At 38.6% G+C, this 12177-nt stretch carries 10 protein-coding genes; 7 read left to right on the forward strand and 3 right to left on the reverse strand.

All coding sequences use genetic code 11. The features are described from left to right. Nucleotides 1–6: 6 nt before the first annotated feature. The 3 genes from lipA (at nucleotide 7) to metK (ending at nucleotide 3413) form a co-directional block, all read left to right on the forward strand. The gene (gene lipA / locus G9H65_RS13060; protein ID WP_166232852.1) at nucleotides 7–876 is read left to right on the forward strand and encodes a lipoyl synthase; all 870 of its coding nucleotides are present in this window, start codon (nucleotides 7–9) and stop codon (nucleotides 874–876) included. 6 nt (nucleotides 877–882) lie between these two features. Beyond that, nucleotides 883–2064, forward strand: a complete 1182-nt coding sequence (locus tag G9H65_RS13065; protein WP_166375783.1) for a lycopene cyclase family protein — start codon at nucleotides 883–885, stop codon at nucleotides 2062–2064. Nucleotides 2065–2156: 92 nt separating this feature from the next. Beyond that, nucleotides 2157–3413 (forward strand): methionine adenosyltransferase, encoded by a 1257-nt coding sequence (gene metK / locus G9H65_RS13070; RefSeq protein ID WP_166375784.1) that lies wholly within the window; start codon nucleotides 2157–2159, stop codon nucleotides 3411–3413. 63 nt (nucleotides 3414–3476) lie between these two features. Here the strand turns inward: metK and G9H65_RS13075 are convergent, their stop codons facing one another. Continuing rightward, nucleotides 3477–3812, reverse strand: a complete 336-nt coding sequence (locus G9H65_RS13075) for an HPF/RaiA family ribosome-associated protein (protein WP_166232858.1) — start codon at nucleotides 3810–3812, stop codon at nucleotides 3477–3479. Nucleotides 3813–4010: 198 nt separating this feature from the next. Further along, nucleotides 4011–5687 carry a VRR-NUC domain-containing protein gene (locus G9H65_RS13080; protein ID WP_166375785.1) on the reverse strand — a complete coding sequence of 559 codons (1677 nt, stop codon included), beginning with the start codon at nucleotides 5685–5687 and terminating at the stop codon, nucleotides 4011–4013. Nucleotides 5688–5849: 162 nt separating this feature from the next. On the opposite strand from G9H65_RS13080, the gene G9H65_RS13085 reads away from it, so the two are divergent. The 4 genes from G9H65_RS13085 (at nucleotide 5850) to G9H65_RS13100 (ending at nucleotide 10688) form a co-directional block, all read left to right on the forward strand. Then, nucleotides 5850–7040 carry a phosphoglycerate kinase gene (locus G9H65_RS13085; RefSeq protein WP_166375786.1) on the forward strand — a complete coding sequence of 397 codons (1191 nt, stop codon included), beginning with the start codon at nucleotides 5850–5852 and terminating at the stop codon, nucleotides 7038–7040. A gap of 92 nt (nucleotides 7041–7132) precedes the next feature. Continuing rightward, nucleotides 7133–9589, forward strand: coding sequence for a bifunctional UDP-N-acetylmuramoyl-tripeptide:D-alanyl-D-alanine ligase/alanine racemase (locus G9H65_RS13090; RefSeq protein ID WP_166375787.1), 2457 nt, complete (start codon nucleotides 7133–7135; stop codon nucleotides 9587–9589). 382 nt (nucleotides 9590–9971) lie between these two features. Then, nucleotides 9972–10331, forward strand: a complete 360-nt coding sequence (locus G9H65_RS13095; protein WP_166375788.1) for an ArsR/SmtB family transcription factor — start codon at nucleotides 9972–9974, stop codon at nucleotides 10329–10331. Between the two features lie 21 nt (nucleotides 10332–10352). Continuing rightward, nucleotides 10353–10688 (forward strand): hypothetical protein, encoded by a 336-nt coding sequence (locus tag G9H65_RS13100; RefSeq protein WP_166375789.1) that lies wholly within the window; start codon nucleotides 10353–10355, stop codon nucleotides 10686–10688. A 79-nt stretch (nucleotides 10689–10767) separates the two neighbouring features. Here G9H65_RS13100 and fumC read toward each other — a convergent pair whose 3' ends face one another. Beyond that, on the reverse strand, nucleotides 10768–12171 hold the full coding sequence (fumC, locus tag G9H65_RS13105; RefSeq protein WP_166375790.1) for a class II fumarate hydratase: 1404 nt from the start codon (nucleotides 12169–12171) through the stop codon (nucleotides 10768–10770). Between the last annotated feature and the right edge of the window lie 6 nt (nucleotides 12172–12177).

The following is a 12177-nucleotide window of genomic DNA, read 5'->3' on the forward strand; positions in this document are numbered from 1 at the left end:
TACAAGATGATTGAATTACCTCAGATAAATCCAGCTGCTAACACGCGTAAACCCGATTGGCTCCGTGTTAAACTTCCCATTGGTGAGAAATACACGAATGTTAGGAAGATTGTGGATGAATATAAACTACATACTATTTGTCAATCAGGTAATTGCCCCAACATGGGTGAATGCTGGGGTGAAGGTACAGCTACCTTTATGATTTTAGGAAATGTATGTACACGTTCCTGTACTTTTTGTGCCGTAGCTACGGGCAGACCGCCCGAATATGATGAGGATGAACCAAGACGTGTAGCAGAAGCCATAAAGTTGATGCAAGTAAAACATGCCGTTATTACTTCTGTCAACCGTGATGAACTGAAAGACAAAGGAGCAGAAATTTGGTATCAAACGGTACGTGCGGTGAAAGAAAGCACACCGCAAACGACCATTGAAACCTTAATTCCAGATACCAAAGGTAATTGGGATGCCTTGATTCGCATGATTGAAGCTGGACAAGAAGTTGTTTCGCACAACATGGAAACGGTGGCTAGTTTATACCGATACGTACGCCCACAAGCTAAATATGAGCGAAGTTTGGAGCAAATCCAACGTACTAAAGACTTTGGCAAAAGAACGAAATCTGGCATCATGTTAGGTTTAGGAGAAAAACAAGATGAGGTATTCAAGGCAATGGATGATTTAGTCGCACATGGTTTAGACGTGTTAACCTTAGGTCAATACTTGCAACCTACCAAAATGCACCATGAAGTGATCGAATGGATTCATCCAGACACCTTTGCTATGTACAAAGAAGAAGGTCTAAAAAGAGGATTAGCCTATGTAGAATCTGGGGCATTGGTTCGTTCTAGTTATCACGCAGAACGCCATATTTAATGCCTCATGCGTATGAATGTCCCTTCCAGTAAAACGTATCGATACATTTTCGCTGGAGGAGGCATGTCTGCTCTATCTTTGGTTTATTTCTTAAGTCAAAGTAAGCGAGCGAAAGAGCCTATGTTAATCATTGACCTTTCCAGTAAATCTGAAAATGATAAAACCTGGTGTTATTGGTCAGATAAGCCTGAAGAGTTTGATACTTTAGCTCAAAAAAGCTGGGAACATTTATGGTTTCATGGTCCACAGGCCAAGAGTATCGCTTTAGATATTGCTCCATTTCAATACCATAAAATTCGAAGCATAGACTGGTATACTTATATCAAAAAGCAGCTGAGTCAATTTCCCAACATTGAATTTTTACAAGCCGAGGTTCTACAAATTATTCCAGAAGAAAAAAGTACCAAGGTCCAAAGTTCCCTGGGAGATTTTTATGCCACGGATAAAGTTTTTGATTCCTTTACGGCTTACCCCTGCGAAATCAATAATCCAAAGCATATCAAGCAACATTTTCTAGGTTGGGAGATTGAATCCAACTTCCCCATCTTTAAATCAGATGCTGTTCACTTATTTGATTTCCGAGTGGCACAAGGAAAAGAATGTGAGTTTATGTACATCCTTCCCACCTCATCTAAAAAAGCATTATTTGAATATACATTTTTCTCCGCCCAAGTGAGAGAAGCTTCCTTTTATCGGGATAAAATCAAATCCTATTTACAGGCATTTTATGGATTGAGCGAAGAAGACTATCAAATCAAAGAAGAAGAAAAAGGGATTATTCCAATGTGTTTAGATCAAAGGGCTAGTCAAAGGTTATCTGACAAAATCATCCGAATAGGTACTTCCGGTGGCTTTGTTAAAGCTTCTACAGGTTACAGTTTTTTACGCACCCAGCGCATCAATCAAGCCTTAGTCAAAGAGCTGGAAAAGGATCACCCACAAGGCTTGGTTCTTCCTCAGTCTACCTTTAAAACTTGGCTGGACAAGGTCTTTTTACAAGTACTTTTAGAACAATCCATCGCAGGAAGTGAGGTATTTGAAGCTTTATTTCAAAAAAACAAGGGAAGTCTAATGCTGCGTTTTTTGGATGAAAAAACCAGAATCTGGGAGGATCTTTGCTTAATGGCCAGTGTTCCCACCCTTCCTTTTATGCGCGCCGTTTACCATTTAATCATTAGCTCCAAATAAGTGCCTTCAGGCTAAAATAGCATTTGTAGCTTCGTAAGATAAATTGTATTTTTGTCAGAATTATAACATCAAACATATAAACTGTTTCGCCAATGGCATATTTATTCACGTCTGAATCGGTATCTGAAGGACATCCAGACAAGGTGGCCGATCAAATTTCAGATGCACTCATTGACCACTTCATGGCTTTTGATCCTACTTCAAAAGTAGCTTGTGAAACACTGGTTACCACAGGTCAGGTGATTTTAGCTGGAGAAGTTAAAACAAATACCTACTTAGACGTTCAAGCGATTACTCGAGAAGTCATTCGTAAGATTGGTTATACCAAATCAGAATACATGTTTGAAGCCAATTCATGTGGTATTTTATCTGCTATTCATGAACAATCGGCTGATATCAACCAAGGTGTAGAACGCGCTAAGCCAGAAGAGCAAGGCGCAGGTGACCAAGGAATGATGTTTGGTTTTGCTACGAAAGAAACAGATAATTACATGCCTTTGGCATTGGATTTAGCCCATAAAATACTTCAGGAATTATCATACATTCGTAACAACGAGTCTGGATTAATCGGTTATTTACGTCCTGATGCTAAATCTCAAGTAACCATTGAATACTCCGATGATCATGTACCACAACGTATTGATACCATCGTAGTTTCAACCCAACATGATGATTTTGCAGCAGAACCAGAAATGTTAGCAAAAATCAAAAAGGATATTGTTGAAATCGTTATTCCTCGCGTTAAAGCTAGTTTGAAACCTGAATTACAGGCTTTATTCAATGATGCGATTACCTACCACATTAACCCAACAGGAAAATTTGTGATTGGTGGTCCTCACGGTGATACGGGTTTAACAGGTCGTAAGATTATTGTAGATACCTACGGTGGAAAAGGTGCTCACGGTGGTGGTGCATTTTCAGGAAAAGATCCATCCAAAGTAGACCGTTCAGCAGCCTATGCCACGCGCCACATTGCGAAAAACTTAGTTGCGGCTGGTTTGTGCGATCAAGTATTGGTTCAAGTTTCTTATGCGATCGGTGTAGCTAAACCTTGTGGTTTGTTCATTGATACTTACGGAACTGCGAAAGTGAACTTGACAGACGGTGAAATCGCTAGAAAGGTAGAAGAGATTTTTGACATGCGTCCTTATTTCATCGAACAACGTTTGAAATTAAGAAACCCAATATATTCTGAAACAGCTGCTTATGGACATATGGGCCGTAAAAACGAAGTAGTTAACAAAACTTTCGTTGGACCTAATGGACAAAAAATCAGTCAAGAAGTAGAATTGTTTACTTGGGAGAAATTAGATTATGTCGATGCGGTAAAAGCAGCATTCCAAATTTAATTCAACTAAGATTGGCATAAAAAAAGGGGACAAATTGTCCCCTTTTTCATGTTCATATAAAAACTACTCTGATATATCTAGAGCCGTTTTTGCAGCTTTAACTTGCGTTATTTTAGCCTTAAAGCGTTTAATCTGTTCTGCGATGGCATTCAATGCCAAATCTAAGGCTTCTTCAAAGGATCTTGCTTTCTCTTTGACAAACAAAATAGCCCCAGGTACAGCAATTTTTATTTCAAGTAACTTTTCTCTGACTTTCCCCTCCCCTTGTTCTATTTTAAGAAATACCTCTCCGCTGGTTATTCGATCATAAAAGGTTTCTAATTTGTTCAACTTAGCTTGGATACTCTCGACTAATTTACGATCCGCTGTAAAGTGGATGGCATGAACTTGCACTTTCATAAGCTTGAAATTTAAAGGTGAAATAATGCTTTGGGAATCCGACAAAGCCTACAACATAAAGAACGTTCTAGATTCATCAGAAATGTAGAATATTTTCAAAACGATGTCAAGCATTTACAGAATAATTTTAAAATTAGTTTTTAGGCAAAAATTTGAATAGTTGAGTCATGTTTTGAAAATCAATGAATTAAGAAATGATTAAATCCATTCTATTCGGATAAGTCGAACCGCTATTTCCTGCTGCCTAAAAAAATCATGCCAAAAAAACTGAATGGCAGAAAGATGATCGTTGGGGGATTTAACTTCGATAAAGGCATATTCCTCCCCTTTTTGGATAAATAAATCAGGAAAGCCTTTGGCATGCGTCGCCAAATGCTGCCACATAAAGCTCACAACTTCTACTAAAGCTGACTTAGGAATCACTCGCACCAAGCGCTGAATCAGGTCGAAATCCAGATTTTGCCAGTCTACCAAAGGATTCATTTTCCCCTGATTTTGCGCTGCATTTTGTTCCAATAAATCCCACCAGCTTTTCTCATCATCGAAGAGTTTCAACAAGGTGTGAAACTCCGCTGCTGAATCTATGGCAAAATTTTCTCGGGCATAGTGGCTAGGTGCATATTGGAATGGATGGTGAAATCCTGATCTATTCTGTTGAAAGATTAATTCCCAAAACCAAAGCCCCATTAAATTCTTCCAAACTCGGTTTTCTGTAAATGCCGCATAATAGCCTTGGTTTCTAAAATAATCGACCACCCCTTCCTCTACTTGATCTTTCCATTCAATAGAAATAGTCAATTTTTCCGCTTCTTTCAAACTGGCTGTCACTTGTTTAATCTGCTTCTTAGAGGCTTGTTTCAATAAAAAGTCTTCAAAAAAATGCCTTTCCTTGGGATTGCTAATCAACTCCAAGCCAGTCCTTGCCCACATCAAAGCCTCATCCAATCGCTTAAGTTTTACTAAAAGTCGGACCCGCCTTTCCAAAGATGCTCCCGCTAAACTTTCTTCATACAGGGATAGCGCCATTTCTAATTCATCTTGGCGTTCCAGCCATCGAGCCACATGAAACAACGTCCTTTCAAAACTACCGATGCATAATTCCAATAATTCAGGAATCAAGGGCCACATATTCGCTTGCCAACTGGCCATCACTTCATCCACGGCATGGTCTTCCTTCGACTTCTCAAAAAACCATTCTCGCCAAATACTTATGCGCCATTTTTGAATTGCTTCCTCTCGCTTGGAAAAATAAGGGACTAAATCCGCCTCATCTATTTCAATGAATTGACGATGCCCCAAATCTCGAATCACGAAATCTGTTAAATCGTGATTTCGACTTCCAAAAAACAAAAACTGTATGAAATGAAAATAGGTGGTCTGCAAAGGCCGAATTAAGCCAATTTGAAGCTTTTCTAAGCGTTGAACCAGTTCTTCCTCTGACAAATTTTCAACGATATATTGATATAAAACAGATTTAGCTACAGATTTTGCTAAAGGACTTTTTTGACCCGGAATTTGAATGAGGTCGAAACAAATCGACTTATTTAAATTGTTCAAGCAAGCATACACCGATTGACCATCAGATTGGCCAATTCTTTCCAACAGATTTAAGTGAAATAACTCCGTCATAGCCGCTTCCAAGGATTCGATTTCTGAGTAGTGGAGTTGGTCTTCTTGAAACCAAATAGTTCTACGGGATGCTAGACGCAAATACAGACATTGCGCTGAAAAAGAAGCGTTTTCAAATTCATAGATAAAAGCCTTTTCTTTTTCATCCAACAATTCCGCATAATGCTTTGTCACATAACGCAATACATATTGAAAATAATCCCAGTAGTAGGTGGGTGATAAATTAGGAATAGGACTATTATCCATATACAAAGGAAGGTTCAAAGAGTAAAAATTGTACTATTCGACTATTAATTTCGAGATTTTCAACAGAAAATTAGATTTTTTCAACAATTAACAAAACTTGGGTATATTTGCCTGCCTTATCTGAGGCATACGTATCCACTTACAATTTGAAACAAAAATAGTATGCAAACAGTCGCCAATTTCAATTTTTCTGGTAAAAAAGCCTTAGTTCGTGTTGATTTTAATGTGCCTTTGAACGAAAGGTACGAAATCACTGACGATACGCGTATAAAAGCCACGATCCCTACGATTCAGAAAATTCTGAAAGATGGAGGTTCCGTTATTTTGATGTCCCATTTAGGTAGACCTAAAGATGGTCCAACAGAAAAGTATTCTTTGAAACACTTAGTGACTCCCCTTTCCATCGTTTTTGGTATCAAAGTAAAATTTGCTACGGATTGCATTGGTGAGGAGGCTGCTCAATTAGCTAGTGAACTACAGGCAGGTGAAATTCTTTTATTAGAAAATCTTCGTTTTTATAAAGAGGAAGAAAAAGGTGATGAGGAATTTGCAAAGAAATTAGCCAGCTTAGGAAATGTTTGGGTGAATGATGCCTTTGGAACAGCTCACCGTGCACATGCTTCAACAGCTGTAATGGGTAAATTTCTATCAGATCGTGTGAGCGGATATGTGATGCAAGCAGAAATTGATAATGCGAAAAAAATCTTAGAATTTGCTGATAGACCATTTACGGCCATTATGGGCGGTTCTAAAATCTCTGATAAAATCTTGATTATTGAGCAACTATTAGATAAGGTTGATAATTTGATCATTGGTGGGGGCATGACCTATACCTTCTCATTGGCAGAAGGTGGGAAAATCGGCAAATCCATCTCAGAGCCAGATAAAGTAGATTTAGCGAAAAGTTTATTAGAAAAAGCAAAGGCCAAAGGGGTAAATCTTTACATGCCCTTGGACAATGTGGTGGCAGATGATTTTAGTAACTCAGCCAATAGACAAATTGTTGACAGAGGCGAAATTCCTGACGGCTGGGAAGGTTTAGACATTGGTCCAAAGACCATTGACTTATTCACCAAAGTTGTTTCGGAATCAAAAACCATCCTTTGGAATGGACCTATGGGTGTATTTGAATTCGCTAATTTTGCCAAAGGAACCAACGCCATCGCGGATGCCGTAGTAAAAGCAACAGAAGAAAATGGAGCATTTTCGTTAATCGGAGGTGGAGATTCTGCTTCTGCGATTAATAATGCTGGATATGGTGACCGAGTAAGTTATGTATCTACCGGTGGTGGAGCTCTTTTAGAATACATGGAAGGTAAAGTATTACCTGGCGTAGCAGCATTAGAAGCATAATACCAATATAAATATTGAAAATAGCGTGAAAGGCGAGGGAACTATTCCTCGCCTTTTCGTATTTTAGCTAATTGCCAATTTGATCTGCATACATGATTCATTTTTCATCGCCAACACAAGTAAAATCAAGCATCTTAAGCCTTGATAGTCGACAAATCTATTTACCTCAGCAAACGGCTTTTTTCGCAGTTAGAGGGGTACATCATGATGGGCATCAATACATTGAACCTTTGTATCATCTTGGCATCCGTGAATTTATTGTAGAAAGTGCTGCTTGGTCAGGTTTATTGGCTGAAAAAGCAAAAAAATGGACCCAGGCAGATTTTTGGGTGGTGGAAAGTAGCATCAATTGCTTGCAAGAAATAGCCAGCATTCATCGCAAAAGCTTTTCTATTCCAGTCATTGGCATTACAGGATCCAATGGAAAAACTACATGTAAAGAATGGTTGGCGACTTTATTACAAAGTAAATTTTCTATAGTCAAAAGCCCCAAAAGTTTTAATTCTCAAATTGGCGTTCCCTTATCGGTGTGGGGTTTAAAAGCCCAACACCAAATTGCCATTTTTGAAGCAGGCATATCGCGTGTTGGTGAAATGCAGCGGATTGAAAAAATCATTCAACCAACTTGGGGGATTTTCACACATTTTGGAGAAGCCCATGGACAAAACTTTGAATCAGATCAACAAAAACTACAAGAAAAACTACAGCTATTTTCACATGTAGAAAAATTGGTTTATCGTCGAAAAAACGCAGATCAGGATTCCATCAAAACAGAGATGCAATCCATTAATCCACAAGCTGAGCTCATTGCTTGGAGTACGGAAGACCTAGCCCATTGCCTGTATGTATATTGGAAAATAAGTCCGAAAGAAACCCATATCCGTATAAAAAAACCAGCTCAAAGTGAAGCATTTTTGGATGTCAAAACCGAGCTAACGGATGAAGCCTATTTAGAAAATCTGTGCCATTGCCTCATTATGGCGCATGTGGCAGGTTTGAGTGTAGAAGAAATACAGGCTAGAACCAAATGGATACGCCCCATATCCATGCGTTTGGAAATCAAAGAAGGGCTTAGAAATAACCAGATTATTGATGATTCCTATAATAATGATTTAGATGGATTGCAATTAGCCTTACCTCTACTCAAAAAATACGAACACAAAAAACGTGTACTCATTATCAGTGATTTCATCGAGGCAGGCATAGCGGCACCTGAGCTATATCCTAAAATAGCCATGCTGCTTCAATCTCAAAGAATAGACCATTTGATTGGCGTTGGAGATCAACTCATTAAATACCAAGATACATTCAAAGAGATCGATGTATTTTACAATACAGAAGACCTCATAAATAGCGGCCTATTAAATCAAATTAGTGATGCTGTCGTACTTTTAAAAGGAGCCAGAAAGTTTAATTTTGAACAAATCACACAAATTTTAGAGACCAAAACACATTGCACCAAATTAGAAGTCAATTTAGATGCTCTACAGAACAATCTAACCTATTTTAAAGAAACCATAGGACCAGATACTAAACTGATGGTCATGGTAAAAGCATTCGCTTATGGGGCAGGTGCAGTGGAAATAGCCCAAGTACTCCAACAACAAGGCATCGATTACCTAACGGTGGCTTATACAGATGAGGGAGTACAATTGCGTAAAAATGGTATTTATTGCCCGATCATGGTGATGAATCCACAAATTGGAGAATTAGATACCTTAAGCAATTTTGCTTTGGAACCCGAAGTATATTCCATGTCCATGTTGGAAGCTATTGATGAATATAGCCATGCACATAATAAAAGCATCAAGATTCACATTAAGCTTGACACAGGCATGAAACGACTGGGTTTTAGTCTTGATCAATGCCAAGAATTAACCCAAAAGATAGCCAGTATGCCGCAAGTTTGGGTAGCAAGTATACTTAGCCATTTGGTAGCATCAGAATCAATGAAACATCAAAAATTCACCGAAAAACAGATGGTGCTATTTGATAAAATGACCAAAAAAATCATTCAAACTTTAGGTTATACCCCATTCCGACATATTGCTAATTCAGCTGCCATCAAAAATTACCCATCAGCGCGTTATGAAATGGTTCGGTTGGGCATCAGTTTATACGGAATTTCAGAGAATAAAGCAGAAAAGAAATCCTTAGAAAATGTCTTAACCTTAAAAACTTACATCTCCCAAATCAAAGACATCAAGAAAAACGAAACCATTGGCTATGGTAGAAAGGGTAAATTAAAGTCGAACGGTCGCATTGCTACCCTAGCATTAGGCTATGCGGATGGCTACTCTCGAAGCCTAGGAATGGGTAAAGGAATGTTCGAAATCAATGGATATTTATGCCCTTCGGTGGGTGCCATTTGTATGGATATGTGCATGGTGGATATCACTCATTTACCGGTGGTTAAAGAAGGTGATGAGGCCATTGCCTTTGGTGGAAAAATACAATTAACTGAATTGGCTCATCAAGCGAAAACCATCCCGTATGAACTCATGACCAACATCAGTGAGCGCGTTAAAAGAGTCTATGTAAAAAATTAACTATTTCGAATTTTACTGCATTCTTAGCCATCATCATGCTGATAATATCTCATACCTCAGAAGAAATTCTGGGGTATTTTTTTTGTAAAATGGGTAAGATATTGGAGATAATCGATCAAACTGAGATTCACATTGAATCAATCATTATGCTATTTTGAAATGATTGAATAAATATGTCCTAAACCCTAATTTAAATTAATTAGCAGTAATACTAATTATTATTATCAATACAACCAATTATTTAGCTGTTCAACAAATTATAATTAGCTATAACAACAATTAATTGTTTGTTGTGCTAAATAAGCTTGTCATACCATTCATATATGCTATTTTTGGATAATACATTGAATTATACTAAATTAGCTAAATAGATAAATTTAATATGCAAGTAGAGTCTATAGCCAAAGCATTAGGTGATGAATCGAGGCGAAAGATTGTAGAACTTTTAAAGGATGGTGAGCTGCCTGCCAGTACCATTTTTGAGCAATTTAACTATGCGGCACCTACTATTTCCCGACACTTATCTGTACTGAAAGAAGCGGGTTTAGTGAGTACCCGTCGTAATGGTGTTTTCATCTATTATTCCTTAGAAAAGGAAGCCTTACAAGTCATACAAAACTGGTTGGCTCCTCTCCTAGGCACAGTGCAAGAAAAGCCAAGATCTGCTCCCAGAGAGCGAAGTCAAAAACCAAAAATCAAAACTGAAACGAATCCCTTTGAGAAATTTCAAAGCGAATTTTAATCTTAGAATAATACTAATTTAATGAAACGATTTGTCATCATCATTCGGGGACCAGTAGCGGGAATTTCAGGTGAAAATTCTCTTCCAACAGAAGAGGAATTAGAGCAAATTAGAACCTGGCTAAAGGGTTTAAAATCCAGCTATGAAGACATGTTATATCAGAAATTTTCAGGTCAACAAATCCACTTGACGGCGTCGGGAAATTTGGATTCCAAATTAATCAATCAAATTGATGGTGGAGAAATTTCCCAGATTGTCACACTAATTTTATCCGACTGGGAAGAAGCTCAACGAATAGCTTCGAGTTTTCCATTTGTCAGTCCATTTTATAGCATAGAACTAAGAGAAATGGCATAATTGCATAAAAAATGCCCTATACGAAACGTATAGGGCATTTTTTATATAAATCGCTGAGAATCGCGTATTTAGGAGCTCATTACAGATTAATTTCTCCTACCATATTCTCAGGGCGAACCCATTCATCAAACTCTTCAGCACTTACATAGCCTAAAGAAATCGCTGTTTCCTTCAATGTAGAGCCATTTTTGTGCGCCATTTGAGCAATTTCAGCTGATTTGTAATACCCAATCTTGGTATTCAAGGCCGTCACCAACATCAAGGAATTATTCACGTGCTTTTGAATGTTCTCCCTTAATGGTTCAATACCCACGGCACACTTATCGTTGAATGCCACACACACATCTCCGATCAAACGAGCTGAATGTAAGAAATTATAAATCATCATTGGTTTGAATACGTTCAACTCAAAATGCCCTGAAGCACCACCAATGTTGATAGCGACATCATTCCCCAAAACTTGGGCAGCCACCATGGTCATGGCTTCACATTGAGTCGGATTTACTTTACCTGGCATGATTGATGAACCTGGCTCATTATCGGGAATATAAATCTCCCCAATTCCTGAACGAGGACCTGAAGATAACATACGAACATCGTTTCCAATCTTCATTAAACTCACTGCCACTGTCTTTAAAGCTCCGTGAGCTTCTACAATAGCATCATGTGCCGCCAAGGCTTCAAACTTGTTTTCAGCGGTTCTAAATGGCAAACCTGTCAGCGTAGCAATGTGTTTCGCCACATTCTCCGAATAGCCTGCTGGAGTATTGATACCTGTACCCACAGCTGTTCCACCCAAAGCCAATTCACTCAAGTGATCTAAGGTATTATTGATGGCCTTTAAACCATGATTCAACTGAGATACATATCCCGAAAATTCTTGTCCTAAAGTCAATGGAGTTGCATCCATAAAGTGGGTACGACCAATCTTCACCACATCCTTAAATGCTTTGGCTTTCTCGGCTAAGGTATCTCGTAATTTAGTGATACCAGGAATAGTCGTTTCCATCAAAATTTGATAGGCTGCTATGTGCATCGCCGTTGGGAAAGTATCATTGGACGACTGCGATTTATTCACATCATCGTTTGGATGAACCACTTTTTTCTCATCCATCAAATTTCCACCCTGCAACACATGCGCACGGTAAGCAATCACCTCATTGCAATTCATGTTAGATTGCGTACCTGAACCAGTTTGCCAAACGACCAAAGGGAATTGATCTGCCCACTGACCAGCTAAAATTTCATCACATACTTGCGCAATGAGCTCTTTTTTAGATTCATCCAAAACCCCTGCTTCGAAATTCGTGATGGCAGCCGCTTTTTTCAAGAATGCGAATGCCCGTATGATCTCTTTAGGCATTTTATTGATATCTTGAGCAATGGGAAAATTCTCAATGGAACGTTGGGTTTGTGCACCCCAATACACGTGTGCAGGTACTTTCACCTGACCCATCGTATCTTTTTCTATTCTATACTCCATAAGGTA

Origin of the sequence: Aquirufa ecclesiirivi (assembly GCF_011250515.1) — a bacterium.
Classification (GTDB): domain Bacteria; phylum Bacteroidota; class Bacteroidia; order Cytophagales; family Spirosomataceae; genus Aquirufa; species Aquirufa ecclesiirivi.